The organism is Rhizomonospora bruguierae, assembly GCF_018397995.1.
Classification (GTDB): domain Bacteria; phylum Actinomycetota; class Actinomycetes; order Mycobacteriales; family Micromonosporaceae; genus Rhizomonospora; species Rhizomonospora bruguierae.
Window position 1 is genome coordinate 94,405 of sequence record NZ_BBQH01000025.1, and the last position, 26,719, is coordinate 121,123.

At 72.5% G+C, this 26,719-nt stretch carries 20 protein-coding genes and 1 pseudogene; 13 read left to right on the plus strand and 8 right to left on the minus strand.

The window, feature by feature from the left end:
- Positions 1-14: 14 nt before the first annotated feature.
- From KJS59_RS14675 to KJS59_RS14720, 10 genes are all read left to right on the plus strand, one after another.
- The gene (locus KJS59_RS14675; RefSeq protein WP_213453422.1) at positions 15-650 is read left to right on the plus strand and encodes a nucleotidyltransferase; all 636 of its coding nucleotides are present in this window, start codon (positions 15-17) and stop codon (positions 648-650) included.
- Positions 647-901, plus strand: coding sequence for a hypothetical protein (locus tag KJS59_RS14680; protein WP_213453423.1), 255 nt, complete (start codon positions 647-649; stop codon positions 899-901). Before KJS59_RS14675 ends, KJS59_RS14680 begins: the two co-directional genes overlap by 4 nt.
- Positions 898-1,629 carry a metallophosphoesterase family protein gene (locus tag KJS59_RS14685; protein ID WP_213453424.1) on the plus strand — a complete coding sequence of 244 codons (732 nt, stop codon included), beginning with the start codon at positions 898-900 and terminating at the stop codon, positions 1,627-1,629. Before KJS59_RS14680 ends, KJS59_RS14685 begins: the two co-directional genes overlap by 4 nt.
- A 108-nt stretch (positions 1,630-1,737) precedes the next feature.
- Positions 1,738-1,881, plus strand: coding sequence for a GPGG-motif small membrane protein (locus tag KJS59_RS14690; RefSeq protein ID WP_213453425.1), 144 nt, complete (start codon positions 1,738-1,740; stop codon positions 1,879-1,881).
- A gap of 196 nt (positions 1,882-2,077) precedes the next feature.
- Positions 2,078-2,797 carry an HD domain-containing protein gene (locus KJS59_RS14695; protein ID WP_213453426.1) on the plus strand — a complete coding sequence of 240 codons (720 nt, stop codon included), beginning with the start codon at positions 2,078-2,080 and terminating at the stop codon, positions 2,795-2,797.
- 191 nt (positions 2,798-2,988) lie between these two features.
- The gene (locus KJS59_RS14700) at positions 2,989-4,332 is read left to right on the plus strand and encodes an ABC transporter substrate-binding protein (protein WP_213453427.1); all 1,344 of its coding nucleotides are present in this window, start codon (positions 2,989-2,991) and stop codon (positions 4,330-4,332) included.
- A gap of 101 nt (positions 4,333-4,433) precedes the next feature.
- Positions 4,434-5,498 (plus strand): carbohydrate ABC transporter permease, encoded by a 1,065-nt coding sequence (locus KJS59_RS14705; RefSeq protein WP_213453428.1) that lies wholly within the window; start codon positions 4,434-4,436, stop codon positions 5,496-5,498.
- Positions 5,498-6,466: a carbohydrate ABC transporter permease gene (locus tag KJS59_RS14710; RefSeq protein ID WP_213453429.1), complete on the plus strand. Its 969-nt coding sequence runs from the start codon at positions 5,498-5,500 to the stop codon at positions 6,464-6,466. The genes KJS59_RS14705 and KJS59_RS14710 overlap by 1 nt, the downstream gene beginning before the upstream one ends.
- 53 nt (positions 6,467-6,519) lie before the next feature.
- Complete coding sequence (locus KJS59_RS14715; RefSeq protein ID WP_213453430.1) at positions 6,520-7,560, plus strand: LacI family DNA-binding transcriptional regulator; 1,041 nt, start codon at positions 6,520-6,522, stop codon at positions 7,558-7,560.
- Between the two features lie 20 nt (positions 7,561-7,580).
- On the plus strand, positions 7,581-9,284 hold the full coding sequence (locus KJS59_RS14720) for a glycoside hydrolase family 13 protein (protein WP_213453431.1): 1,704 nt from the start codon (positions 7,581-7,583) through the stop codon (positions 9,282-9,284).
- 33 nt (positions 9,285-9,317) lie between these two features.
- On the opposite strand, the gene KJS59_RS14725 is transcribed toward KJS59_RS14720, so the two are convergent.
- The 4 genes from KJS59_RS14725 to xylA form a co-directional block, all read right to left on the minus strand.
- Positions 9,318-10,790 (minus strand): MFS transporter, encoded by a 1,473-nt coding sequence (locus KJS59_RS14725; protein WP_213453432.1) that lies wholly within the window; start codon positions 10,788-10,790, stop codon positions 9,318-9,320.
- Between the two features lie 97 nt (positions 10,791-10,887).
- Entirely contained in the window at positions 10,888-15,264 is a 4,377-nt protein-coding gene (locus KJS59_RS14730; protein WP_249714155.1) for an AAA domain-containing protein, read from the minus strand.
- Between the two features lie 176 nt (positions 15,265-15,440).
- Positions 15,441-16,862: a xylulokinase gene (gene xylB, locus KJS59_RS14735; RefSeq protein WP_213453433.1), complete on the minus strand. Its 1,422-nt coding sequence runs from the start codon at positions 16,860-16,862 to the stop codon at positions 15,441-15,443.
- A gap of 15 nt (positions 16,863-16,877) precedes the next feature.
- Positions 16,878-18,068 (minus strand): xylose isomerase, encoded by a 1,191-nt coding sequence (gene xylA, locus KJS59_RS14740; RefSeq protein WP_213453434.1) that lies wholly within the window; start codon positions 18,066-18,068, stop codon positions 16,878-16,880.
- A gap of 69 nt (positions 18,069-18,137) precedes the next feature.
- On the opposite strand from xylA, the gene KJS59_RS14745 reads away from it, so the two are divergent.
- On the plus strand, positions 18,138-19,349 hold the full coding sequence (locus KJS59_RS14745) for an ROK family transcriptional regulator (RefSeq protein ID WP_213453435.1): 1,212 nt from the start codon (positions 18,138-18,140) through the stop codon (positions 19,347-19,349).
- A 67-nt stretch (positions 19,350-19,416) separates the two neighbouring features.
- Here the strand turns inward: KJS59_RS14745 and KJS59_RS14750 are convergent, their stop codons facing one another.
- From KJS59_RS14750 to KJS59_RS14765, 4 genes are all read right to left on the minus strand, one after another.
- A complete protein-coding gene (locus KJS59_RS14750) occupies positions 19,417-19,908 on the minus strand; it encodes a MarR family winged helix-turn-helix transcriptional regulator (protein ID WP_213453436.1) in 492 nt (163 codons plus the stop codon).
- Between the two features lie 67 nt (positions 19,909-19,975).
- Positions 19,976-21,457: a sugar transferase gene (locus KJS59_RS14755; protein ID WP_376771178.1), complete on the minus strand. Its 1,482-nt coding sequence runs from the start codon at positions 21,455-21,457 to the stop codon at positions 19,976-19,978.
- A gap of 189 nt (positions 21,458-21,646) precedes the next feature.
- Positions 21,647-23,344, minus strand: a complete 1,698-nt coding sequence (locus KJS59_RS14760; RefSeq protein ID WP_249714159.1) for a VWA domain-containing protein — start codon at positions 23,342-23,344, stop codon at positions 21,647-21,649.
- Between the two features lie 225 nt (positions 23,345-23,569).
- On the minus strand, positions 23,570-24,580 hold the full coding sequence (locus tag KJS59_RS14765) for a lactonase family protein (RefSeq protein ID WP_213453438.1): 1,011 nt from the start codon (positions 24,578-24,580) through the stop codon (positions 23,570-23,572).
- Positions 24,581-25,071: 491 nt separating this feature from the next.
- Here KJS59_RS14765 and KJS59_RS31795 point away from each other — a divergent pair.
- Both KJS59_RS31795 and KJS59_RS31800 read left to right on the plus strand, forming a co-directional pair.
- Positions 25,072-25,581: pseudogene (locus tag KJS59_RS31795) on the plus strand (transposase); the annotation flags it as partial.
- Positions 25,582-25,726: 145 nt separating this feature from the next.
- Complete coding sequence (locus tag KJS59_RS31800) at positions 25,727-26,338, plus strand: transposase (RefSeq protein ID WP_283775782.1); 612 nt, start codon at positions 25,727-25,729, stop codon at positions 26,336-26,338.
- Positions 26,339-26,719 lie beyond the last annotated feature (381 nt).

Here is a 26,719-nt window from a genome sequence, read left to right on the forward strand (position 1 = left end):
GTACCGGTATGCCCATGGACAGCCCGGATGACGGCCTGATCGTGAGCCTGAAGAAGGCGGCGGCGGTGCTGAAGCAGGCCGACGTGCCGTTCGCCCTGGGCGGCAGCTTCGCGGTGTACGCGCACGGCGGGCACTCCAGCGATCACGACGTGGACTTCCTGCTGCGCGAGCAGGACGTCCAGACCGCCCTCCAGGTGCTCACCGAGGCCGGCTTCACCGCCGAGCGTCCGCCCGAGGACTGGCTCGTCAAGGTCTACGACGAGGGTCGGATGATCGACTTGATCTTCCGACCGGTGGAGGTGCCGGTCACCGACGCCACCCTCGCCGACACGGTGGTGCGCCCGGTCAACGCCATCAGCATGCCGGTGCTGTCCGCGACCGGGCTGATGGTGCACAAGCTGCTCAGCTTCTCCCAGCACCACTGCGACTTCGCCCGCGGCCTCCCGCTGGCCCGCTCGCTGCGGGAGCAGATCGACTGGGACCGGGTCCGCCGGGAGACGGCGCACTCGCCGTACGCCGAGGCGTTCCTGATCCTGCTGGACCGCCTGGACGTCGTGCCCTTTCGGCCCCGCGGCGACGCCGCCGGGGAAGCCGCCGACGGCGGGGACCGCGCCGGACCGGACCGGTCCAAGCTGAGGGAGGTGGCATGAACAGGCGGCTCGACGAGTACGTCGAGGCGGACGTGCAGCGCCTGCTGACCGAGGACGTCGACCTCGCCGAGCAGGGCATCACCGTGCTGCGGCGGGAGCAGAACCTGGTCCTGTGCGGCGAGGTGGAAAGCCAGGCCCGGCGGGACGAGATCGAGCGCAAGGTGCGCGCGGCGTTCCCCGACGTGGCGGTCCTGGTGGACATCGGGATCACCCGCACCCAGCCGCCCGGCGAGGCGGAGGACCTGTCGTGATCAGGGTCGCCGCCGTCGCCGACGTGCACATGGACAGCGACGTGCTGGGCCGGTACCGACCGGCCCTGGAGGAACTGCCCGACAAGGCCGACGTGCTGCTGCTCGGCGGCGACCTGACCCGGCACGGCAGCGCCGCCGAGGCCGAGTGCGTGGCCACCGAGTTCCGGGACCTGGGCGTGCCGGTGATCGCCGTGCTCGGCAACCACGACCACCACCGCGACCAGGTTCCCGAGGTGGTGAAGACGCTCGAGGGCGGCGGTATCGCCGTGCTGGAGGGCGAGGGTACGGTCATCGACACACCCGGCGGTCGGCTCGGCGTGGCCGGGGCGAAGGGCTTCGGCGGGGGCTTCGCCGGCCGCTGCGCGAGCGCGTTCGGCGAGCCGGAGATGAAGGCGTTCGTCCAGACCACCTGCGACGCCGCGGACCGGTTGAGCGAGGCGCTGCGCCGGCTCGAGTGCGACGTGCTGGTGGCGCTGACCCACTACGCGCCGGTGCCGGACACGCTGCTGGGCGAGCCGCTGGAGATCTACCCGTTTCTGGGCTCGTACCTGCTGGGCCAGGCCATCGACTCGGCGCCGACCGCGCTGGCCGTGCACGGCCACGCGCACATGGGCAGCGAACGCGGCGTGACCCCGGGCGGGGTGAAGGTGCGCAACGTGGCCCACCCGGTGATCAAGCAGGCATACAGCGTCTTCCATCTGCACGCGCGGGCGCGGGCCGCCGCGTAAGCACCGTCTACGTTGGAGGGCCGCGGTCGGTGGGCGCGGCCCCTTTCGTTACCCGTGCGGCTTTCCGGCCAGGTTTTCCAGAAGAGACGGTCGGGTACTGCACGGACCATGGACCTACTTCTCTGGATCCTCGCGGTGGTACTGGTGGTCGCCGGCGTGCTCGCCCTGTTCCGGCGGCAGATCCTCTGGGGCATCGTGCTCATCATCGTCGGGCTGCTGGTCGGTCCGGGCGGCGTGAGCATCTTCACCTAGGCCATCCGCGACCCCTCATCACTCATCCCTCTCGATCCCGTCGGGCCGCTCGACCGGAGCGCCCGCGGACCGGCAGCGATCCTCCCCGCCAACCTGGCTGCCGGGCCCGGGCACCGGTGGCGGCCTCGACGCCGTCCCGGGGACGGGTCGGCGCGGGCGGGCGGCGGGTGGGGTGGGAATCGGGTATAGAGAACGGATGTCGCGCAGCTACCTCATGACGATGCCGTTGCACGCGATCACGGAGGTGTACGGCGAGCAGGGGCTGCGGGACCGGTTCGCGCAGGAGATCGAGGCGTTCCCCGAGCCGGGGCGGGCGCGACTGCTGGAGGCGCTGGCACTGGCCTCGCGGTTGCACCGGGACGACCGGCGGGTGCGCGAGCCGTACCTGAACCATCTGCTGCGGGTGGCGATCCGGATCATCCGGTACTACGGCGTGACCGACGTGGACGTGCTGGTGGCCGCCCTGCTGCACGACGCGGTGGAGGACCATCCGGCGGAGTTGTCCGGGCTGCCGGCGGACGCGTCCGGGTCGGCGCGGACGGAGGGCGCGCTGGCGGCACTGGCCGACCGGTTCGGCGTCCGGGTGGCGGAACTGGTGCGTTCGGTGACGAATCCGGAGTACGACCCGGAGCGGGACCGGCACGAGCAGTACCGGGTTCACCTGGCCGCGAGCCTGGCGCGGGACCCGTGGGCGCGGGTCATCAAGGTCTCGGACTTCACGGACAACGGCGTGGGCGTCATCCACACGACGGGGCCGAAGGTGGCCTCCTCGGCGGCCAAGTACCGGCCGCTGGTGCCGATGTTCCGGGAACTGATCCAGCGGCCGGACACGCCGCTGTCCGCGGCCGCGCGGGAGCACATTCTGGCGCAGTTGGACCTGGCCGATCGGCGGTTCGCGGCGATCCTCGACGACTGAGCGTATTCGATGTCACTACCGTCAGTACGCGTAGCGCTACGCTCACGGTCCGCCAGGTTTCCGAATCGTTACTGTGTCCTGGCCCAAGAAACTGGACGGCTCCTGAGTGCAAGCGCTTACATGTGAGGACGCCCACAAGGGAATCCCGGCGGCACGGGGAGGGCCCACCGCCGGCCAGGAAGGAGGACCGCATGGCGGTCAACTCGCGAGGGCGTCGCGCTCTCGTGCTGACCAGCGTGCTGGGTCTGGTGTTCGGCGCCGCCGCCTGCTCGGGCGGGGACAGCGGCTCCGAGAACAACGCCAGTTCGGCGGATTGTGCGCCATACGAGCAGTACAGCGGCCATGACGGCAAGACGGTCTCGATCTACGCGTCGATCCGCGACACGGAGGCCGACCTGCTGCAGGAGTCGTGGAAGAAGTTCGAGGACTGCACCGGCATCAAGATTGACTATGAGGGCAGCGGCGAGTTCGAGGCGCAGCTTCAGGTGAAGGTGGATGGCGGCAACGCGCCGGACCTCGCGTTCATCCCGCAGCCCGGCCTGCTCAAGCGGTTCGCCGACGCCGGCAAGCTCAAGGCGGCCCCGGACGCGACGAAGGCGTCCGCGGAGGCGAACTACTCGAAGGACTGGCTGGCCTACAGCACCGTCAACGGGACCTTCTACGGCGCGCCGCTGGGCTCGAACGTGAAGTCGTTCGTCTGGTACTCGCCGAAGAAGTTCCAGGAAAAGGGCTACACGGTTCCGAAGACGTTCCAGGAACTGATGGACCTCAGCGACAAGATCGCGGCGGGCGGCGAGAAGCCGTGGTGCGCGGGCATCGAGTCCGGTGACGCGACCGGCTGGCCGGCCACCGACTGGATCGAGGACCTGATGCTGCGGACCGGGGGTCCGGACGTCTACGACAAGTGGGTCACGCACCAGATCCCGTTCAACGACCCGGCCGTGGTCAAGGCCGTGGACCAGGCCGGCGCGATCCTGAAGAACCCGAAGTACGTCAACGGCGGGTACGGCGACGTGAAGAGCATCGCCACCACCTCGTTCCAGGAGGGCGGCCTGCCCATCCAGGACGGCAAGTGCTACCTGCACCGCCAGGCGTCGTTCTACGCCAACCAGTGGCCGCAGGGCACCAACGTGGCCGAGGACGGCGACGTGTTCGCGTTCTACTTCCCGACGATCGACCCCGCGCAGGGCGAGCCGGTGCTCGCGGCGGGCGAGTTCACCGTCGCGTTCGCCGACCGGCCCGAGGTCCAGGCGGTGCAGAACTTCCTGGCCACCCCGGAGTACGCCAACGGCCGCGCCAAGCTGGGCAACTGGGTCTCCGGCAGCAAGGGCCTGGACGTGAACAACGTCAAGAACCCGATCGACAAGCTCTCCGTGGAGATCCTGCAGAACCCGAAGTCCACGCTGCGGTTCGACGGCTCGGACATGATGCCGGCCGCGGTCGGCGCCGGGACGTTCTGGAAGGGCATGGTGGACTGGATCAACGGCAAGAGCACCCAGGACACCCTCAACTTCATCGAGCAGTCCTGGAAGTAGCACCACCGGTGGCCCGGTCCGGCGATACGCCGGGCCGGGCCGCCGCACCCCCGATGTGAGACTCCCCGGTACGAGCACCACCCCTTAGCGAGGGAGGGCGGATGGACTTCGACTTCGCGGCCGAGGGTCCGAAGTTCGCGATGCTGCTGTACGGCCTCGTGGCCTTCGTGGTCGTCGTCGGCGGCCTGCTGCTGATCCTGGACGGCATTCCGAGCCTGCTCGCCCGCCGACGCGAGCGGCGCGAACTGGCGTTGGCGGCGGTGGGCGGCGCGGTGGCGCTGGGCCCGGGCCGCCGGCGCAACTGGGAGTGGCTGATGGCCGCCGGGTTCCTGTTCCCGGCCGGCCTGCTGCTCCTGATCGGAGTGGTCATCCCGGCCATCCGCACCCTGCTCCTGTCCTTCATGGACGGCGGCAGCACCGCGTGGGTGGGCCTGAAGAACTACAGCTGGCTGTTCTCCCAGAGCGAGACGCTGATCACGCTGCGCAACACGCTGATCTGGGTCGTGCTGGTGCCGCTGGTCGCCACGACGGTCGGCCTGGTCTACGCGGTCCTGGTGGACCGGGCCCGGTTCGAGGCCGTCGCCAAGTCGCTGATCTTCATGCCGATGGCCATCTCGTTCGTCGGCGCGTCGATCATCTGGAAGTTCGTCTACGCGTACCGGCCCGAGGGCGCCGAGCAGATCGGCCTGCTGAACCAGATCTGGGTGTGGTTCGGCGGCGAGCCCAAGCAGTGGCTGCTGGAGCAGGGCGCCGCGCTGAACACGGTGCTGCTGCTGATCGTGATGATCTGGATCCAGGCCGGCTTCGCGATGGTGGTGCTCTCCGCCGCGATCAAGGCGATCCCGGCGGACATCGTCGAGGCGGCCCGGCTGGACGGGGTGAACGCCTGGCAGATGTTCTGGCGGGTCACCCTGCCCAGCATCCGGCCCGCGCTGATCGTCGTGGTGGTCACCATCTCGATCTCCACGCTCAAGGTCTTCGACATCGTCCGGACCATGACCAACGGCAACTACGACACGGGCGTGGTGGCCAGCGAGATGTACAACCAGGCGTTCCGCTACGGCCAGACCGGCCAGGGCTCGGCGCTGGCGGTGTTCCTGTTCATCCTGGTCGTGCCGATCGTGATCTTCCAGATCCGGAACCTGAGGAAGCAGCGGGAGTCCTGATGACGACCACCACCCCTGTCGCCACCGCGGGTGCCGCGGTCTCCGCCGACTCCCCCCGCACCGCCGTCGGGCGGGTCCGCAAGCGGCTCAACTCGCCGATCGCCACCGCCGCGTCGATCGTCATCGCGGTGGTCTGGACCATCCCCACGTTCGGCCTGCTGGTCTCGTCGTTCCGGCCGGAGCGGCAGATCAAGGGCAACGGTTGGTGGAACGCGTTCACCGATCCGCAGTTCACCCTGCAGAACTACCAGGACGTGCTGTTCGGCCGGTCCTCCTCGTCCGGGCAACTGGCCAGCTACTTCATCAACTCGCTGGTCATCACGATCCCGTCGGTGCTGTTCCCGCTGGCGTTCTGCTCGCTCGCCGCGTACGCCCTGGCCTGGATGAACTTCAAGGGCCGGGACTGGATCTACATCAGCATCTTCGCGCTGCAGATCGTGCCGCTCCAGATGGCGCTGGTGCCGCTGCTGAGCTTCTTCTCCCGGGGGGTGACCCTCGGCGGCATCACGCTGCTGCCGGCGTGGGGCCTGACCGGGTCGGAGAAGTACATCCAGGTCTGGTTCGCGCACACCTGCTTCGCCCTGCCGCTGGGCGTCTTCCTGCTGCACAACTTCGTCTCCCAGCTGCCGAAGGACCTGTTCGAGGCGGCCCGGGTGGACGGCGCCAGCCACCCCCGGATCTTCCGCACGATCGTCCTGCCGCTGATCACGCCCTCGCTGGCCGCGTTCGGCATCTTCCAGTTCCTCTGGGTCTGGAACGACCTACTGGTCGCGCTGATCTTCGCCGGCGGCACCAAGGAGACCGCGCCGCTGACCGTGCGCCTGGCCGAACTGGCCGGCACCCGCGGCAACGAGTGGCAGCGACTGACCTCCGGCGCGTTCGTCTCGATCGTCGTGCCGCTGATCGTGTTCCTGTCCCTCCAGCGCTACTTCGTCCGGGGCCTGCTCGCCGGCAGCGTCAAGGGCTAGTTCCGCCGCGGTCGGACAGGGCGGTTCGGAAACGGACCTGGGGAGGACCGCGCATGGCCCGGATCGATGACGTGGCACGCCTGGCCGGGGTGTCCACCGCGACCGTGTCGCGGGCCCTGCGAGGGCTGCCGACCGTGTCGGAACTCACCCGGGCGCGGGTGCTGTCCGCCGCCACCCAACTGGGATACGTCGCGTCGCCGAGCGCGTCCCGGCTGGCCGGTGGCAAGACCCGCTCGGTGGCGGCGGTGGTGCCCCGGCTCACCCGCTGGTTCTTCGCCACCGTGATCGAGGCCGCCCAGGACCGGCTCTACGAGGCCGGGTACGACCTGCTGCTGTACAACCTGGGCGGCCGGGAACAGGAACGCCGCCGGCTGTTCCACGCCGCCGCGCTGACCCACCGGGTCGACGCGCTCATGCTCATCGCCACGCCGCTGCACGACGAGGACTTCGCCGCGGTCACCCGGCTGGCGCTGCCCGGCGTCACGGTCAGCTCGGGGACCCCGGTACCGGGGTGGCCCTGCGTGCGGATCGACGACACCGCGGCCGGGCGCACCGCGACGGAGTACCTGCTGCGGTTGGGGCACCGGCGGATCGCCCACATCTCCGGGGACCCGACCGACGAGCTGGCGTTCACCGCCCACCTCGACCGGCGCCGCGGGTACCTGGACGCGCTGGCCGACGCGGGGGTACCCGCCGACCCGTCGCTGGACGTGGAGGATGAGTTCACGGTGGCCGGCGGCGAGCGGGCCGCCGCCGAACTGCTGCGCCGGCACGACCCGCCGCCCACGGCGATCTTCGCCGCCTGCGACGAGATCGCGATGGGCGCGATGGCCACCCTGCGCCAGGCCGGCCTTCGGGTGCCGCAGGACGTCAGCGTCATCGGCATCGACGACCACGACCTGGCGGGCGCGGTGGGGCTCACCACGGTCGCCCAGCCCGCCACGGAGCAGGGCCGGCTGGCCGCCACGGCGATCCTCGAACAGGAGCTGGACCCGCGGGACCCGGCGATCTGGGAACCGGACGGCGGGCCGCCGATGGTGCTGCCGACCCGGTTGATCATCCGCGACTCGACCGCGCCGCCGCTCGCCCCCTGACGGAACGCGAGGCACGATGAATGCGTGGCGGCCCCGGGGGCCGCCGCTTGAGCACCTACGCACCGACGGGAGCGAGACCGGTGGACACCCAGCCGAACGAGTGGTGGCGGCGCGCCGTCATCTACCAGATCTACCCCCGCTCGTTCGCCGACGCGAACGGCGACGGCGTCGGTGACCTGCCCGGCATCACCACCCGCCTGGACCACCTCGTCGACCTTGGCGTGGACGCCCTCTGGCTGTCCCCGTTCTACCCCTCGCCGCAGGCCGACGCCGGGTACGACGTGGCCGACTACCGGGGCGTGGACCCGCTGTTCGGGCGGCTGGAGGACATCGACAAGCTGATCTCGGCGGCGAAGGAGCGCGGCCTGCGGGTGATCGTCGACCTGGTGCCGAACCACACCTCCAGCGAGCACCCGTGGTTCCGGGCCGCGCTGCCGGCGGGTCCGGGCAGCCCGGAGCGGAACCGGTACGTGTTCCGGGCGGGCAAGGGCCCGGCCGGCAACGACCCGCCGAACGACTGGGAGAGCAACTTCGGCGGCCCCGCCTGGACCCGCGTCGCCGAGCGGGACGGCCGGCCCGGCCAGTGGTACCTGCACCTGTTCGACACCGGGCAGCCGGACCTGAACTGGGACAACCCGGAGGTCCGCGAGGAGTTCCGGGCCATCCTGCGGTTCTGGCTGGACCGGGGCGTGGACGGGTTCCGGGTGGACGTGGCGCACGGCCTGGTCAAACAGGCCGACCTGGCCGACTGGCGGCCGCCGGTGGAGCCGCTCTCCGGCCCCGGCACCGAGGCGGCGCCCCGCCCGCCGATGTGGGACCAGGACGGCGTGCACGAGATCTACCGGGACTGGCACCGGGTGCTCGCCGAGTACCCCGGCGAGCGGATGATGGTGGCCGAGGCGTGGGTGGAGCCGGTCGAGCGGATGGCCGCCTATGCGCGCCCGGACGAGATGCAGCAGGCGTTCAACTTCGAGTACCTGCTGGCCGCCTGGACGGCGCCGGCCCAGTACGCGGTGATCACCCGCTCGCTGGAGGCGACCGGGGCGGTCGGCGCCCCCACCACCTGGGTGCTGTCGAACCACGACGTGATCCGGCACGCGTCCCGGCTGGGGCTGCCGCTCGACGCGCCGCGCCCGCGCGGCATCGGGCCGGGCGACCCGAAGCCGGACCCGGTGCTGGGCCTGCGCCGCGCCCGCGCCGCCACCCTGCTCATGCTGGCCCTGCCCGGCTCCGCCTACCTCTATCAGGGCGAGGAGTTGGGCCTGCCGGAGGCGATGGACATCCCGGACGAGTACCGGCAGGACCCGACCTGGGAGCGCTCCGGGCACACCGTGCGCGGCCGGGACGGCTGCCGGGTGCCGATCCCGTGGGAGGCGGACGCCCCGTCCTACGGCTTCGGGCCGACCGACGCGAGTTGGCTGCCGCAGCCGGAAAGCTGGGCGGAGTACGCGCTGGACCGCCAGCGCGGGGTGCCCGGCAGCACGTACGAGATGTACCGGTCGGCCCTGCGGCTGCGCCGCTCCCTCGGCCTCGGGCAGGGCACGCTGGCGTGGCAGGAGGCACCGGACGAGGTGCTGACCTTCCGGCTGGGCGACGTGCTGGTGCTGACCAACTTCGGCGCGGAGCCGGCGGCGCTGCCCGCGGGGACGCGGGTGCTGCTCGCCAGCGGCCCACTGGAGGCCGACGGCCGGGTCCCCACCGACGTCACCGTCTGGGCCCGCTGACCCGGCCGGGCGCCAACCGCCGGGTCGGCTGACTCAGGTGCCGGTGCTCCGGTGGTCCCGTGACAGCCTCGCGGGGCCACCGGCGGCGAGTTCCTCCTGCGCCCCGCGGGCGGCCAGCAGGTCACGCACGGCGACGATGTCGCGGGGCGAGGTGCGCGAGGCCAGCCAGTACATGATCCCGGTCGGGATGAAGAACAACTGGAACATGGCCAGCCCCACCGCGTAGTTCAGCGGCGGCGGGAAGGCACCGCTCAGCCCGCGCGCCGCCACCCCCACCAGCCAGTTGCCGCCGGCCCGGCCCACACCGTTGACCAGATTGCCGAGGCTGTACACGGTGCCCCGGTGCTCGGGCGGGTTCACGTCGGCGATCAGCGCGAACCAGTTCGGCGAGTTGGCCGAGGTCAGCGCGATCGCCAGCATCGCCGCGAGGAAACTCAGCCCAACCGTCGGCTCGGTCACCACGCTGTGCAGCACGCTGCCGATGATCGAGCCGCTACCGGCGCCGTCCGGCACGTGCAGGCGCATCGGCACGAAGAACAGCACCAGGTAGAACGGCAGCGCCGCGAGGATGCCCACCGAGGCCACCATCGCCCGCCCGCGCAGCGTGCGCCGCTGCCAGCGGTCCCCCACCAGGCCGCCGACGATCGACAGCACCCCACCCAACTGGAACAGCGTCGCGAACACGCTGCCCACCTTGATCGCCGTGTCCAGCGAGTACCCCTGCGCCTGCGCCCGGGTCTGGAACAGCACCGGCAGCCACACCAGCGACCCGAACGCCGCCTGCGCGGTCAACCCCTGGAAGATCAGCCACAGGTTGGTCCGCCGGCCGAGGATGACCGGCAGGTCCGCCCGGCTGATCCGGTACTCGTACTCCTCGCCGGACGCCACCATCGCGGCCAGTTCCGGTTCGCTCTGCCCCCGGCGGATGTCGAACGTGGCCAGGTACGCCACGGTGGCGACCAGCCCGACGACGGCGAGGGTCAGGAACGGGCGCCGCCAGTTCGCCGCGCCCAGCAGGCCGCCCATCAGCGTGCCGGCCAGCGTGCCGACGCCCTGCGACAGCCCCCAGAAGCTCATCACCAGTCCGCGGTGGCGCGGCGAGATCAGGTCGCTGACCACCGAGAAACCCACCGACGCCACCGCGCCCAGCCCCACCGAGGCGAGCATCTGGGCCGCGAACAGCGCCGGGTAGTTGCGCGCCAGCCCGGTCGCCGCCATCCCACCGGCCCAGATCAGCGTCCCCACCAGCAGCAGCGGCTTGCGGTCGGTGTGGTCCCCGGCGTACGCCCAGACCACCGCCGCGATCGCCGTGACCAGGAAGGTCGCCGCCGTCACCGCCCCGATCGCCGCGTCCGGCACGCCGAGTTCGGCGGCGATCGGCTTGTACAGCGGCGGAACCAGGCCGATCGCCACGTTGTCCAGCGAGGCGAGCACGATGAACACGACCACGCTGTAGAACCGGTGCGCGCCACCGCCCCACCCCGGCACCCGCCCCGATTTGCTCATCCCGGGCAGTATGCGCCACCGCCCCGCCCGGCGGGGCACCATGGGCGGCGCGCTGACCGGCCCCGCCCGCCGGAGCCCGCTACGCGAGCAATCGGCACTACGTGGTGCGGGGTATCGCGAGTTCCTCGGCGCGCTCCCAGACGGGGCGCATCGCGGCGTCCGGGTCGCGGGCGAAGCGGCTGGCGGCCAGGCGCACGAAGACGCAGTTGCCGACCCGCTCCAGGATGGCCTGGCGCCGCAGTTCCTGAGCGAACGCGCCGGCGCCGGCGTACCGGTCACCGTCGCACTCGATGGCCAGGCGGCGGCCGTCGGGGGCGGTGAGCACGAAGTCGATCCGGTAGCGGCCGACCCGGAACCCGGGCACCGGCGACAGGCCGCGCTCCCGCAGCCGGCGCAGGACCGCCCGCCGGAAGTCGCCCTCGGGCGCGGCGCCGACCTCCGCCGGAGCGGGTGGCTTGAGGTAGTGGGCCAGCAGGATCGCGCGGGCGTCGTCCGGGTGCAGGTCGGCGAGGGTGACCGAGTGGAACAGCCACAGCTGGTCGCGGGCCCGGGAGGCGGCGACGTTGACCCGGCGGTGGTAGTCGCGCTTGGTGAACGCCCCGAAATCGCCGTCGGCGGAGACGACCAGCGAGACGAGCACCACGTCCCGCTCGTCGCCCTGGAAGGTGTACGGGTCGCCCACCCGCAGGTCGCGGCGGGCCAGTTCCCGGGGGCCGATCTCGGCGCGCAGCCGGTGCTGCAGGTAGGCGGCCTGCCCGCTGCCGGAGAGCAGGCTGACCACGCCGATGGTCCGACCTTCGTAGGCGGGGTCGGCCACGATCGCGGCGACCCGGGTGACCAGCGCCTCCGCCTCCTCGACGTTCACCTCGCCGTACTCGGGCAGCGCCCGCCGCCGGCCGTCCGCGACGTGGACGGCGTGCACCGGGGCGCCGATCCCGGCGGGGGCGTCGGCGCGCAGCGGCTGGATCCTGTTGTCGTAGTAGGTCGCGCTGGAGAACTCGATGATCGACGGTACGCAACGGAAGTGCTCGGTGAGCAGGATGCGCTCCGGGGAGCGGCGCACCGCGTGGTCGTACAGGCTGCTCTCGGTGTCGAAGTACGGCGCCGACGGGACGCCGCCCGCGACCAGGTGCGCGTTGATCAGCGCGGTGACCCGGTCGGTGGGCACGCCGACGAGCTGCGGGCCGATCTGCTGGTCGTCACCGACCACCACGGCGCGACGGGCGAGGCTCAGCACGGGCAGGGCGAACAGGTCGGCCTGGGACGCCTCGTCCACGATCACCACGTCGAAGACCGGCTCGCCGCCGGTGAACTGCTCCAGGGCGCGGTCGATCGACATGATCCAGACGGGGACGGCGGCGACGGCGTCCGCCATCGCCCGCTGCGCGGCGGCCTGCCAGTGCGCGGCGCTGCGGCCGGTCCCCTTGCCGATCTTGCGGAGGGCGGCGGTCCAGTCGGCGAGCGCGGCCCGGCGGCGGTCGTCCAGGGTGAGCGAGACCTCCAGCCAGGCGGAGCCGACGACGAGGTCCCCGGTGAGCTGCGTGATCCGGTCGCGGAGCCGCTCGACGCGGCGCCCGATGGCGACCGGGTCGACGGCGAGCACGGTCTGCTCGAACCAGGTCTGCGCCTGCCGCCACCGCCAGCCGCGCAGCAGGTCGTCACCGCCGAGCACCGGGACGGCGCCGGCGCGGGGCTCGACGGCGCGGGGCTCGACGGCGCGGGGCTCGACGGCGCCGCTCGCGTCGCTGCCGAGTGAACCGGTGTCGATCGCCGCGGCCAGCCGGGGCGCCACCGCCCCGAGCCGGGCGTGCAGGTCGGCGTAGCGCAGCGCCGCCGGGCGGAGGTTCCACAGGCGGCGGATCTCGGCCAGCGCCGCGTCCCAGGCGACGTCGTCCGCCGCGTCCCAGGCCGCGACCAGGTGCCGCAGCACCGGGGCGGCGGCGCGGTCGCCGGCGGCGGCGTGCAGCCGATCGGCGAGGTGGTCCAGCTCGTACGCCAGATCGTCGACCCGGAAGACGTTCTCCGCCGCCGCCACGAACGCCGCCAGCTCGCCGAGTTGGTGGGCGTCCACGGTGCGTGGGCCCGCGGGGTGGAGCGACGCGAGGGTGGCGTGCAGCTCCGGCCAGCGGCGGCTCTCCCACTCCAGCGCGTCAACCGCCTCCGCGAGCACCTGGCCCGCCCACAGCTCCGGGTCGCCGCCGGGCAGCGGTGCATCCAGGCGCTGTGCCCACTCGGCCCAGCGCGCGGCGAGCCGCTGCCGCAACTGCCCACGCTCCACCTGCGCGACGACCAGGTCCACGTCCGCCACCGCGCGCAGCGGCTCACCATCCACCGTGGACTCGGCGGCCAGGCGGTACAGCTCGCCCTGGGTGAGCCGGTTCGGGCGCCGGCCGGCGGCGAACCGGCTGCGCAGCTCGCCGAGCCGGGCGAGCAGCATGCGCGGCTGGGCCGCGGCCTCGGGCGGGACCACCACGACGTGACCGGCCAGGGCGGTGGCGCGCCGGGCCAGCTCCTCCAGCGTGCGGGCGGTCGCGGCGGCGTGCTCCGCCCAGACGCCGCGCCAGGTGTCCTGCGCGACCAGCCGGCCGAGGCGGTCGGTCCAGCTGCCCTTGCGGCGGGCGAGGGCGTCCGCGGCGGCGCGCAGGGCGGCACCCAGCTCGGCGACCGCCCCGGGGCCGAGCCGGCGCGCCGCGTCGACGGCCAGGCCACGGTCCCGCAGCGAATCCACCGCCTTCTCCGCCTCCGCCAGCGCGGCCCGGCGGGCGGCGAGCGCCTCGCCGGAGGGCAGTTCACCGTCCGCGGGCAGGTCGGCGAGGGCCGCCACCCGGTCCACCAGCGGGAGCCGGCGCGCCAGGTCGAGGAGGGCGCCGAACTCGGCCGCGTCCAGCGGCGGGTCGACCTCCGGGGCGATGACGTCCGGCACGAACCCGTCCGCCGGCTCGCGGCGGCGCAGCCACTCGGCCACCTCGCTCGCCGTCGCGCTCCCACCCGCCAGCGGGTACGTGCCGGACTCGCGCTCGGCGGCGGCCCGCAGCCCATCCTGTGCCCGGTGGAACTCCGCCCCGGTACGGGCGATCTCGGCGGCGAGGCGCTCCACATAGGACCGCTCGGCGGCGCGGTCGAGCGTGGCGGCGCGGTCGGACAGCTCCCGCGCGGAGATCTGCAACTGGACGAGCTGGTCCACCGAGCGCCCCAGGATCGCCAGGCTCAGCGGCTGGATCTCCGCCGGCAGCCCGTCCCGCAGCACCCGCAGCGGGTCCTCCTTCTGGGCCAGCACCAGGACCCGTTTGCCGTGCGCGACCAGGTGGCAGATGAGGTTACGGATCGTGTGGGTCTTGCCCGTGCCGGGCGGCCCCTGCACGACGACGTTGCGGTGGACCGCCAGCCGCCGGGCGATCGACTCCTGCGCCTCGTTGGTGGCCATCGGCATGAGCAGCCGCGCGCCGACCCGCTCCCACGCCGCGGGCTGGTCGTCCGGCAGCCGCAGCCGGCTCGGCTCGTGAGCGAGCACGCCGGCCAGCGCCCCGACCGAGGCCGCCGCAGCCCCGGCCTCGCCCCCGCGACCCGCGGCGACCAGCCGGTCCCGCATCTGCGCCAGGAACCGGCGGACCATCCGCTGCCGGGGGCGCACGAACAGCACCGCCGAATCCCGCACCCCGACCCCGCCGGGCGGCGTCGGCTCCTCGGGCGGGCGGATCACCGGGTCCAGGCCGAGGCGGCGCATCGCCCGCCCGGCCAGTTCGCGGCGCTCCTGCTCGTCCCACGGGTCCACGTCCACCTGGCCGCCGGCGCCGCCCAGGTCCAGCAGGTCGGCGACCCGGCGGTCGTCCAGGCCGCCGAGCGCGTCCGGCTGGAGCCGCACCGGGCCCTGCGGCGCCACCCGCACGGTGCCGCTCTCCGGGTCGTACTCGATCGCCACCGGCGTCGCGATCAGCGGGTACCGCACCCGCTCACCGCCGATCGACCCGTCCACGATGAGGTGACCCCAGACCAGCTCCAGCCGGGACGCCTCGATGTCCAGCCGGTACCGCAGGTCGTAGAGCCGGTCGTGCAGCCCACGCACGGTGGCGGCCACCTGCGCCCGCTCGGCCCACGGCTGCCACTGGGCGTCGAGCCAGCCCGCCAGCGCGGCCCGGCGGTGCTCGTCGGACTCGTCGGCCAGCCGGGGCGTCACCTGCCAGGACAGGTCCCAGACCAGGTGGCGGACCAGCCCGGGCGGGATCGGCGGCGGCTCGGGCGGGCCCGGACGGCCGATCCGCAGCCAGCTTCCGCCGGCCCGCAGCGGCCCCACCTCGCAGGCCGGGTGCTCGGGCAGCCCCTCGATCCAGTACGCGTCGGTCGCCGGCACCGTCCGTACCGGCTTCTCCACCAGGGCGCGCACCGCCAGCAGGTACTCGACCAGCGCGATCGCGCGATCGCGTACCACCGAGGGAGTCTCCTCCACGGCGGCGTCGGCACGGTCCGGAATGCTCATCCGAATTGAACGGTAGCGGCACCGCCTCCCGGCCGCGTGCCACGGGCGGGAATACCCGCCGCACGCTCGGGCCCGGACCCGCCCCAATCTTGCCGATCTTGGACTCATCGTGGGGACAAAGACGCGCCAATCGGAGCAATCCCGGCACCACAAGTCCAAGATCGACAAGTATTGGGCTAGGGGGTGAGGCGGTTGAGGGTATGGTCGCGGGCCTCGGCGTAGCGCTGCCGCACGGCCGGCACCGGCTCCGCCTCGTACGTGGCCGTCGTGCCGAGCGACCAGGCGGGCGCCTCGGCGCCGCCCAGGGCCACCCAGGCGGCCTGCCGGGCGGCCCCGTCCGCGACGTACTCCCCCGGTGGCGGGACGAGCACGGGCAGCCCGAAGACGCTCGGCGCGATCTGCTGCACCGCCCGCGACCGGGCTCCCCCGCCGACCAGGAACACCCGGTTCACCGTGGCGCCCTGGGCCAGCAGCGCGTCGAGCCCGTCGGCCAGGGCGCAGAGCATGCCCTCCACCGCCGCCCGGGCCAGGTGCGCCGGGGTGGCGTTGCGCAGGGTCAGCCCGTGCACCGCCCCGGTCGAGAGCGGACGGTTCGGGGTGCGCTCGCCCTCCAGGTACGGCACCACGGTCAGCCCGTCCGCGCCGGGTGGGGCGGCCAGCGCCAGGTCGGCCAGGCGCTCGTGGTCGACGCCGGCCAGCGCCGCCGCCGCGTCCAGCACCCGGGCCGCGTTCAGCGTACAGACCAGCGGCAGGAAGTGGCCGGTCGCGTCGGCGAAGCCGGCCACGAGGCCGGAATCGTCGGCGGTCGGCGCGTCGGCCACGCTGAACACCGTCCCGGAGGTGCCGATCGACACGACCACGTCGCCGGGGAGCAGGCCCACGCCGAGCGCCGCCGCGGCGTTGTCGCCGGTGCCCGGGCCGAGGATCGCCCCGCCCCGGGTCTGGCCGGCGCGCTCCGCCGGGCCGAGCACCCTCGGCAGCGCCGGCTCGGCACCGAACGCCCGGCGGAGCAGGTCCGGCCGGTACGCGCCGGTCGACGGCGACCAGTAGCCGGTGCCGCTGGCGTCGCCCCGGTCCGTGGTGACCGCGAACGGGTCCCGCGAACCGGTCAGCCGCCAGGTCAGCCAGTCGTGCGGCAGGCAGACAGCGGCCGTGCGGCGGGCCGACTCCGGTTCGTGCTCGGCCAGCCAGCGCAGCTTGGTGACGGTCAACGAGGCGACCGGCACCGTGCCGACCGCCTGCGCCCACGCCTTCGCGCCGGCCGCCACGTCGCCGTCGCCCAATTCGGCGACCAGGTCGGCCGCGGCCGGCGCCGAGCGGGTGTCGTTCCACAGCAGCGCCGGGCGGACCACCTCGCCCGCCTCGTCCAGGCATACCATGCCGTGCTGCTGGCCACCGACCGCGACGGCCGCCACGTCGGCCAGGCCGCCCGCCTGGTCCACGGCCGCGTCGAGCGCGGTCCACCAGGCGTCCGGATGTACCTCCGTGCCGTCCGGGTGGCCGGCGCGCCCCTCACGGACGAGCGCGCCGGTCTGTGCGTCCCGGATGACCACCTTGCAGGACTGGGTCGACGTGTCGACCCCGGCCACCAGCGTCACGACTCCCCCTCGTGGCTAGGAACGGGCGCCCATCAGGTGCTCGACGGCCAACTGGTTGAGCCGGACCGCGTGCAGGCCCCGCTCGCCGGCGGCCACCGGGTCGAACTCCTCGAACGCGGAACGGTCGGCCAGCAGGTCGGTGTAGGTCTCGCCGAGGGCCAGGGTCGGCTCCTTCAACTCGCCCACCCGGGCCGCGGCCAGCGCCTCGACCACCTCGGGGTCGGCCCGGAACGCCGCCGCGCGCTCCTTGAGCAGCAGGTACGTGCTCATGTTCGCGGCCGCGGAGACCCACACGCCGGAGTAGTCCTCGGTGCGGGCCGGCTTGTAGTCGAAGTGCCGCGGGCCCTCGTACGCCGGCACGCCGCCCACGCCGCCGTTCTCCAGCAGGTCCACCAAGAAGAAGGCGTTGAGCAGGTCGCCGTGGCCGAACACGAGGTCCTGGTCGAACTTGATACCGCGCTGGCCGTTCAGGTCGATGTGGAACAGCTTGCCGGCCCACAGCGCCTGGGCGATGCCGTGCATGAAGTTCAGGCCGGCCATCTGCTCGTGCCCGACCTCGGGGTTCACGCCCACCATGTCGGAGTGCTCCAGGCCGGCGATGAACGCCAGCGCGTGGCCCACGGTCGGCAGCAGGATGTCGCCGCGCGGCTCGTTCGGCTTCGGCTCGATCGCGAAGCGCAGGCCGTAGCCGCGGTCGATGACGTACTGGGCGAGCAGGTCGATGCCCTCGCGGTACCGGTCCAGCGCGGCGCGCACGTCCTTGGCAGCGTCGGACTCCGAGCCCTCCCGGCCGCCCCAGAACACGTACGTGGACGCGCCCAGTTCGGCGGCCAGGTCCAGGTTGCGCATCACCTTGCGCAGTGCATACCGGCGGATGTCGCGGTCGTTGCTGGTGAACGCGCCGTCCTTGAAGACGGGCTGGGTGAACAGGTTCGTGGTGACCATCGGGACGACCACGCCGGTCTCCTCCAGCGCCTTGCGGAACCGGGCGATGTGCCCGTCGCGGGCGGCGTCGTCGGAGCCGAACGGGATCAGGTCGTCGTCGTGGAACGTGATGCCGTTGGCACCGAGTTCGGCGAGCTTGTGGACGGCCTCGACCGGGTCCAGCGGCGCCCGGGTGGCGTCGCCGAACGGGTCGCGGGCGGTCCACCCGATGGTCCACAGGCCGAACGAGAACTTGTCCGCGGCGGTGGGTTGAGGTGCCATGGTGGCCTCCCATCTGGCGATTTGTTAAGCGGTTGAATTATTTGCCGCGGGTGTGAGACTGTCAAGGCCATGACCGCCACGACCGGGGTCGGGCGCGGGGCCGGCCCCGTCCGGCAGGCCAGCCTGCGCGAGCACAACCTCGGCCTGGTCCTGCGCCAGGTCGCGAACGCACTCGCGCCGATCTCGCGCGCCGCCGTGGCCGCCGCCACCGGGCTCACCCGGGCGACCGTGTCGTCCCTGGTCGAGGAGTTGATCGCCGGGCGGCTGCTGCTGGAGACCGAGCCGTCGCCCCGCTCCGGGGCGGGGCGCCCCGCGGTCGGGCTGGCCCTCGCGCCGGACGGCGTGGCCGGGCTCGGCCTGGAGGTGAACGTCGACTACCTGGCCGCCTGCGTGGTCGACCTGACCGGCGCGGTCCGGCACAGCGCGGTCCTGCCCGGCGACCGCCGCGGCCGCCCGCCCGGCGAGACGCTGCGCGCCCTGGCCGACCTGGCCGCCGACGCCGTCGCCACCAGCACCGCTCCGATCGCCGGCGCCACCCTCGCGGTACCCGGCCTGGTACGCCCGGACGGGCTGGTACGCACCGCGCCGAACCTGGGCTGGCGCGGCGTGGACGTGCGCGCCGACCTGTGCATCCGCGGGCTGGACCTCGCCCCGGCCGGCCTCGCCGTGGACAACGAGGCGAACCTGGCCGCCCTCGGCGAACTGCACGCCGGCGCGGCCAGCAGCTTCCTGTACGTCTCCGGCGAGGTCGGCATCGGCGCCGGCATCGTGCTGGACGGCCGGCTGTTCCGCGGCGCCCGCGGGTTCAGCGGCGAGATCGGGCACGTCGCGGTGCGGCCGGACGGCCCGCCCTGCCGCTGCGGCGCGCACGGCTGCCTGGAGCAGTACGCGGGCCAGGAGGCGATCCTGCGCGCCGCCGGGCTGGTACCGGGCCGGCCGGGTGAGGCGGCGGGCCGCCTGGCCGTCGCGGCCGAGCGGGGCAATCCGGCGGTACTGGCGGCGCTGGCCGAGGCGGGTCGGGCGCTGGGGGTCGTACTGGCCGGCGTGGTGAACGTGATCGACGTGCCGACAGTGGTGCTCGGCGGCCTCTACGTGCCGCTCGCCACGTGGCTGTCGCCGGCCGTGCGCTCCGAAGTGGACACCCGCGTGCTCACCGCCGACTGGGAGTCGGTGGAGGTCGTCCCGGCCCGGCTGGGGGTGCGCGCCGCCGCGGTCGGTGCCGCCGGCTCGGTGGTGCGGGCGGTCCGCGACGACCCGGCCCGCTGGCTCGCGCGCGGGTAGCGGCCGTTATCCCATCGCCGCCGCCCCGCGCTTCGCTTACCCCACGGTTATCTGGGCGGGCAGCCTGCTACGCCGTGCGGATACGCGAACCCACGATCGCCGGCTCCCCGTCGGCCGGCTCCGCGGCGGCGAAGGCGCGCAGCCCGCGCAGCAGCGCCACCCGGTCCGCCTGGCTCATCCGCGCCAGCGTCGCCTCCAACCGCCGCCGGCGGTCCTGCCGCAGATCCTCCAGCAGCCGGTGGCCCACCATGGTCAGCGACAGCGAGATCTCCCGCCGGTCCAGCCGGCCCGGCTCGCGCTCCAGCATCCCCGCCGCGACCAGCCGGTCACACAGCCGGGACGCCGAGGACAGGATCATGCCCAGGGCGGTGGCCAGGCCGCGCAGGTTGATGCCCTCGTGGTCCTCGACCACGAGCAGCGCGCGCAGCTGTGAGCCGGACAGTCGAGTCGCGGCGCGCTCTCTCGACGCATCCCACAGGGACACCAGCGGGTCCGCGGCGAACTCCACCGCCGCCGCGACGCTCAGCCCTGGCCCGTCCGGCCCACGGTTTTCGGCCATGGTGCCGCCGAGACTACTACCATCGGCGCCCGGACCGGCGGCCGCGCCGGCCGGATACGCGGGTCGGTCAGTACGCGCCGCGGCCCTTGATCACCGCGCCGAACGTCTTCCAGAGGATGGTCAGGTCCGCGGTGAGGGACCAGTTCTCCACGTAGTACAGGTCCAGGCGGATGCCGTCCTCCCAGGAGAGGTCGGAGCGCCCGCTCACCTGCCACAGGCCCGTCATGCCGGGCTTGACCAGGAGCCGGCGGGCCACGTCGTTGCTGTACTGGGCCACCTCCCGCGGCAGCGGCGGGCGGGGACCGACGAGGCTCATGTGGCCGAGCAGCACGTTGGCCAGTTGGGGCAGCTCGTCGAGGGAGTACTTGCGCAGCACCCGCCCGACCCGGGTGATGCGCGGGTCCGAACGCATCTTGAACAGCAGGCCGTCGGTCTCGTTCCGCTCCATGATCTGCTTCAGCAGCTCGTCGGCGTTGACGACCATGGTGCGGAACTTGAAGACGCCGAACTCCCTGCCGCCCTGGCCGACCCGGATCTGGCGGAAGATGACCGGCCCCCGGGTGTCCAGCTTGATGGCGATCGCGATGACCAGCAGCAGCGGCGAGACGGCCACCAGGGCCAGGCCGGCGATGGCCCGGTCGACCAGGCTCTTGACCCACTTGCGGCCGCCGCGGAACTCGGGCGCCTCGACGTGGATCAGTGGCAGGCCGGCGACCGGGCGGGTGTGGATCCGGGGACCGGCGACGTCGGTCAGCGCGGGCGCCAGGACGAGGTCCACGCCGGTGCCCTCGAGTTGCCAGCCGAGTCGGCGTAATCGCCCGGCGGTCAGCTCGCCGGACGCGGTGACCGCGATGGTGTCCGCCGCCACGGTACGGGCGGCGGTGAGGATCGTGCGGAACGAGCCGACCACCGGGACGTCGCCGAGCCGCTGCGCCTGGGGCGCCACGAGGGCGTCCGGGATGCAGGCGCCGACCACGTGGTACCCGGTGTAGGGCTCGCGCTGCAACTGGTGGACCAGTTCGAGCACGTGCGGGGTGTCGCCGACGACGAGCACCGAACGGGACCAGCCGCCGCCCCGGGTCCGCGCCCGGTGCAGGTGCTTGCGGGCGGCGAACCGGGCGACCAGCAGGCCGACCGTGCCGGCGGCGAAGGCCACGCCGAGGAAGCCGCGGGAGACGCCGGCGTCGAACACGTACCCGGCGATCGCCACCGCGCCGGCCAGGCGCAGGCTGGCCGCGGCGACCCGCCGGTACTCGTCACCGCCGTAGCCGAGCACGCGGTCGTCGTAGCCGCGCATGAGCTTCAGCGACAGCAGCCAGACGACCACCAGCGCCCCGCCGACGATCCAGTACGGGATGAGCGAACCGATGGCCCGCTCGCCCTGGAAGCGGGCGAAGTAGCCGCCGAAGACCGCGGCGGTGAGCACGGTCGTGTCCACGGCGACCAGCGACCGGATGTACGTGCGCTGCTGTGCCCGTAACGCCCCCCGCGCCGCGGTCACGACGACACCTGGCCGCGTCGCGGCAGGGTCCAACGTGGCAGCCGTCACCTGTCCTCCCCACTCGTCAGGTAAACGGGCTCCTGCCGGTCGGGCCGCGATCGGACCGACCGACTTGGGTGCCATGGCACATCCTGGCCCAACCCCCCGGGCCAGTCGTGCTAGCGACGGATAGCCGTCACTAATTCGCGTCGTGGTGGGGCGCGCCGCGAACGAGCCGCGGCGCCGCGGCGGGGCGGGTCAGCGAGGCGCCTGGGAGCGCAGCGAGATCGCCCGGAGGAAGATTTCGCCGATCTTGGCCGGGTCCTCGGCCACGAAGACCCCGCCGCCGGTCACCTGGGTGATCGGGTCCAGCGACGCCTTCTTCACGTCCGGACCGATACCGATGATCACCACCTGGATCGGCCGCTTGGGATCCGCGATCTTCTTCAGCTGCACGGTCAGTTGATCGAGCGAGATCCCGTTCGCGTCGTCGTTCTCCCCGTCGGTCATCACCACGACGGAGTTGACCCGTCCGCCGACCCACCCGGTCTGCACCGCCTTGTAAGCGGCCAGAAGGGTGTCGTGGAGGCCGGTGTCGCCGTTGTCCTTCGGGCGGATGCCGCTCAGCGCGGTCGCCAACTTCTCGCGCTGGCTGGACAGCGGGCCGATGGGGACCAGTTCGCGCCAGTCCTGGCTGCCCACCAGTTCGGTGGAGAACGTCCACAGACCCACCGCCCAGGAGTCGTCGAACAGGGTCAGGCCCTGCTTGGCGGCCTCCACCGTCACCGTCATCCGCGGCAGGTTGTTGGCGGTGGGTACGGGCGCCTTCATCGAGCCGGAAACATCCAGCACGGCGAGCAGGCGGCCGGGCAGGGTCACGGCGGTCCAGGTGGACAGCGCCCGCTCGACCGCGGCCGGTTGCGGGCCGCCGGCGCCACCGCCGCCGGAGTCCGTGCTGGCCGGGGTGCCGCCGAGCGGCGCCGGGCTGGGTGCGCCGGCCGGCAGGACCAGGCCCGTGCCGACGGTGCCGTCCGCGGCGCGCAGCCCCTGGGCGGCCAGCCGATCGGCGAACTGTGGGCCGGCCAACTGCTTGCGCAGCGCCGCCGCCGCGTCGCCCTTCGCCCCGTCCAGGCCCGGCATGACCGCGTACGGGTAGTCCAGCGCGATCGGCGCCGGGTCCAGGTAGACGGCGGCCAGCGGTACCGCGGGCTTGATCTGGTTGTAGGCGATGACGTCCTGCTCGGACAGGGGAGCGGCGCTGACCGCGGCGGCGATGGCCGACGGGTTGGCGGCCTGCGGGAAGCGCTCCAGCAGGTCCTTGCGCAGCCGGCTGGCGCCCTGGGCGAGCGCGCGCAGCGCCGCGGTGGCGCCCGCCTGCCCGCCGCTGCCCTGCGCGGCCGCGGCCAGGGCGAGCAGGCCGGACAGTCCGGTGGCGTCCCGGGTCGGCTCGACGATGCCGGTCTTCAGCCCGCTGCCGGAGGTCATCTGCTGGAGCAGCTGGTCGTACGAGATGCGCTGCTGCGGCCAGCCCAACTGGTCGGCGACGGGTTGCGGCATCGCCAGCACGACCGGGCTGCGGGCGATCGAGGTGGCCTCGGCGGGCACGAAGCCGGCCGCGGCGGTCTGCAACCGCACGATCCACATGGACGAGTCCGGGATCCAGACGTCCGGCAGCGTGGCGGTGCCCGGCGCCTGCCCGACACCGGTGATGGCGACGCCGTGGTCGCCGGCCACGACGGCCGCCACCTCGGTCGGGTCGCTGGCCGTCACGGCGACGGCCACGCACGTGCCGTCGACGGCGGGCCGGTCCTTGGCCCACTGATCGACCGTGGCCTGCACGGCGGGGGCGATCTCTTCGGCGGCGGCGACGGTGAGCCGCAACTCTCCGCTGCACGCGGCCGCCCGCAACTCCCGGTACCCGACCCAGGCGCCCACGCCCACGACGATCAGCGCCACCGCCGCGGCGATGGCCTTTACCCCTCTGAAGCGTCTCGGTGGACGGTGGCGGCCAGGCACAGGTCCCCATAATCCGGGGACTAAGCGACTCTGGCCAGAGACGAACGGGGGATAGTTACCGTTCAGTTGCTGGCAAGATTTCTTTTTCACCCACCGTGACGGGAAGGACCCTTTGCGCGTCTACATAACCGAACGGACAGGCATGGAGTACTGCAGAGCCAGCGATTACGACGTTTCCCCAAGTAGCACGCAAGTCGGACTTGCCGTTTCGTGCACACCGACCGGCTCCGGCACCCCGGTCACCGGATCGAGCCGGAAGACTATGACCTGGTCAGACCGCTCATTCGCCACGTACAGGTAGCCGCCCGCGATCGCCAGATGCCGCGGCGAGCTCCCACAACTTGAGACTTCGGCCACTCGCCGGGGCACCGCGCCCGTGATATCGAACACAGCGACCGTGTCCGGGCCCCGGTTCGCCAGGTAAAGAAAACGCCCGTCCAGCCCGACCACCAGCTCCGACGGCTGCCCGCGCCGCTCCCCGCCGGGCACATGTTGGCGGAAGGCGAGGTCGGTGCCGAGCGCCGCCAGCGTGCCGTCCAACTCGCAGGCCAGGAAGTACCGGCCGTCCGGATGCCGGGCCAGATGGCGCGGGCCGGTACCGCCCCGGAACCGGGCCTCCACGCCGGGCTCCAGGTCGCCGACCTCGGTCAGCCGGTACCGGAAGATCCGATCCGCACCCAGGTCCACCGCGAGCACCCGCTCCACCTCGGGCCGCACCATGTGCGCGTGCGGGCCCTCCTGCCGCTCACCCATCGGGCCCGCTCCCCGATGCTGGACCAGCGCGGTGCGCTCCCCCGGCACCCCGTTCGCGTCCAGCGCATGCACGGCGACACTCCCGCTGGCGTAGTTGGCGCTCAACAGATACCGGCCGTCCGGGCTGACCGCGAGGTGGCAGGGCGACCCACCGCCCGTCGACCGGCTGCCCAACGGTGCCAGCGAACCGCCGGCGCCGATCGCCCAGGCGCTGACCCGCCCCTCAGGCAACTCGTTGACCGCGTACAGCACGGGCAGAGCCGGGTGACGCGCCAGAAACGACGGCGACGGCGTCTCGGCCACCACGCCGATCAGGTCGAGCGCGCCGGTCGCCGGCTCCCACCGAGCCGCCACCACGCCGGCACCACGCCCGCCGCCACTCTCCGGCGTGTAGCAGCCCAAGAACACCAGTCCGCCGCCCATGCCCTCTCCCATTCCCTACTTCCAGTGGAAGTACACGACAATCTCCCGCATACTCCTCGACGCACCGCTTTATGCTCGACGCACCGCTTTATGACGGTGCGTTCGGATCCACGGTGTCCCAGCAGCAGCGGATTCAACCACGCAAGCGACTGACGCACCTCACCGAGCACGCCCAGGAAGTCGCGGCGTACCCGCTCGGGCGGCGCGTGTACCACCAGCCACCCCACGAGGGTTAGCGCCGTCACAGTGCGCGTGTCGAACTGGAGCGCCAGCGTGGTATACAACGAACACTTGCCGTGGACATTCACCGGGTCATGATCTTGTAACGGTCTCGTGAGGTTCGGAAACGCGAAAGTGCCTGCCACGCAAGGGAAAATGGTGATTGCGACATCTACCAGGATCTCTTGCGAGGAGGCACTTCCGACGTGCGTGAGCTTACCGGATGGTCGAAGGACCTGCGCGTCACGGCTGACGGTGACAGGGTGGTGGCGATGGTCGGGGTGGCGGGTTTGCGGATGCTCGCCGACCGCACCGGCCTGACCGCGGGCATCTCCACCGTACTGACCAAGCCCGGATTCCATCCGGTCCACGACCGGGGCCGGGTGCTGACCGACATCGCGTGTTCGATCGCCGCTGGCGGGACCGACGTGTACGACATCGAGGCGCTGCGGGCACAAGCCGCGCTGTTCGGGCCGGTCGCTTCGGACACCACCGCCCTACGCGCGTTGGGCGAGATCAGCGACGGGGCCCTGTACCGCATCGACGCCCAACGGGCGGCGGCCCGCGCGCATCTGTGGAGCCTGCTACCCGCTGGCGTGCCGCAGGCGACCTACGCCGGTGGCCTATCTATGGGCGCGACGGTCGTGCTGCGCGTCGACGACACCATCACCCTGGCCCACTCGCGTAAAGAACACGCGGAGGCGACGTTCAAGAAGACGTTCGGGTTTCACAGCCTCGGGGTGTGGATCGACAACCCCGGTGAACTGGCCGCACTGATGCCCCGTCCCGGCAATGCCGGGGCGAACACCGCCCAGGACCTGATCGAGGTACTGCGTCAGGCGATCGGTCAGGTGCCCGCCAACCCGGCGCGACGACCTGCTGATCACCTCCGACGGGGCCGGTGCCTCCCACACGCTCATCGACTGGCTGCACAGCCTCGACCAGACCGCTGGGCGTCGGCTGGCGTACTCGATCGGCTTCGACGTCGACGAGCACGTCCGCGCGGCCTGCAACCGCCGGCCCGACGATTGGTGGCTGCCGTGCCTGTCCAACACCACAGGTAAGGTCATCGACGGCCGGCAGACCACCGAGATCACCGACCTGCTCCGCGAACGGCTGACCGGCCTGAAGTGGCCCACCACGATGCGGGTCATGGTGCGTCGACGCAAGCTGTTCGACCATGAGCAGGCCACCTCGTTCGACACCAACGGCTACCGGTACTCGGCGTTCGTCACCAACACCCCCGCCCATGGCGAGGACGGCCTGTCCGTGCAACGCGCCGACGCCCGCCACCGCGTGCACGCCCGCGTCGAAGACGGCGTACGCACCACCAAAGACACCGGCCCCGGCCATCTGCCATCCAAGTCGTGGCAGGTCAACAAGACATGGTGCGCCGCGGTCACCATCGCCGTGGACCTCATCGCCTGGATGCGTCTCTACGCGCTGGCCGGCGCTCTGGCGAAGGCCGAGCCCAAGACGCTGCGTTACCGGATCTTCCAGACTCCCGCACGCCTGGTACGAACCCACCGCTACCGGTAGCTACGCCTGCCCCACACCTGGCCCTGGGCTACCGACCTGGCCAACGCGATCGAGACCATCCGCCGCATGCCCATGCCAGCCACCTGACCACCCGCACCACCACCCCGACGACCAGGAGAAACCAAGGAGACCACGCCCACCGGCGCGACAGCCGGCCTACGGCCGCACCCAACGAGCTCGAACATCCACCAACAACGATGAAGACTCGTTGATCATCGACCGACGCCAGACCCGCGAAGAATCAGGGTCGACGCCACACCGCTACGCGCCGTGCCAACGATCAGCCGCAATCTCGGTACCCAAGCCCTGACATTTGCATCGGTCCATTCGCATGCGTTCCGGATATTTGACATCAGCGGTGACAGCAACCGGGGTGCACAA

Excerpts from the sequence above, each read along its gene's own strand:
- KJS59_RS14675 (WP_213453422.1), top strand. The coding sequence starts at position 15 with ATGGACAGCCCGGATGACGGCCTGATCGTGAGCCTGAAGAAGGCGGCG.
- KJS59_RS14680 (WP_213453423.1), top strand. The coding sequence starts at position 647 with ATGAACAGGCGGCTCGACGAGTACGTCGAGGCGGACGTGCAGCGCCTG.
- KJS59_RS14690 (WP_213453425.1), top strand. The coding sequence starts at position 1,738 with ATGGACCTACTTCTCTGGATCCTCGCGGTGGTACTGGTGGTCGCCGGC.
- KJS59_RS14695 (WP_213453426.1), top strand. The coding sequence starts at position 2,078 with ATGTCGCGCAGCTACCTCATGACGATGCCGTTGCACGCGATCACGGAG.
- KJS59_RS14700 (WP_213453427.1), top strand. The coding sequence starts at position 2,989 with ATGGCGGTCAACTCGCGAGGGCGTCGCGCTCTCGTGCTGACCAGCGTG.
- KJS59_RS14705 (WP_213453428.1), top strand. The coding sequence starts at position 4,434 with ATGGACTTCGACTTCGCGGCCGAGGGTCCGAAGTTCGCGATGCTGCTG.
- KJS59_RS14710 (WP_213453429.1), top strand. The coding sequence starts at position 5,498 with ATGACGACCACCACCCCTGTCGCCACCGCGGGTGCCGCGGTCTCCGCC.
- KJS59_RS14715 (WP_213453430.1), top strand. The coding sequence starts at position 6,520 with ATGGCCCGGATCGATGACGTGGCACGCCTGGCCGGGGTGTCCACCGCG.
- KJS59_RS14720 (WP_213453431.1), top strand. The coding sequence starts at position 7,581 with ATGCGTGGCGGCCCCGGGGGCCGCCGCTTGAGCACCTACGCACCGACG.
- KJS59_RS14725 (WP_213453432.1), bottom strand. The coding sequence starts at position 10,790 with ATGAGCAAATCGGGGCGGGTGCCGGGGTGGGGCGGTGGCGCGCACCGG.
- KJS59_RS14730 (WP_249714155.1), bottom strand. The coding sequence starts at position 15,264 with ATGAGCATTCCGGACCGTGCCGACGCCGCCGTGGAGGAGACTCCCTCG.
- xylA (WP_213453434.1), bottom strand. The coding sequence starts at position 18,068 with ATGGCACCTCAACCCACCGCCGCGGACAAGTTCTCGTTCGGCCTGTGG.
- KJS59_RS14745 (WP_213453435.1), top strand. The coding sequence starts at position 18,138 with ATGACCGCCACGACCGGGGTCGGGCGCGGGGCCGGCCCCGTCCGGCAG.
- KJS59_RS14750 (WP_213453436.1), bottom strand. The coding sequence starts at position 19,908 with ATGGCCGAAAACCGTGGGCCGGACGGGCCAGGGCTGAGCGTCGCGGCG.
- KJS59_RS14765 (WP_213453438.1), bottom strand. The coding sequence starts at position 24,580 with ATGGGCGGCGGACTGGTGTTCTTGGGCTGCTACACGCCGGAGAGTGGC.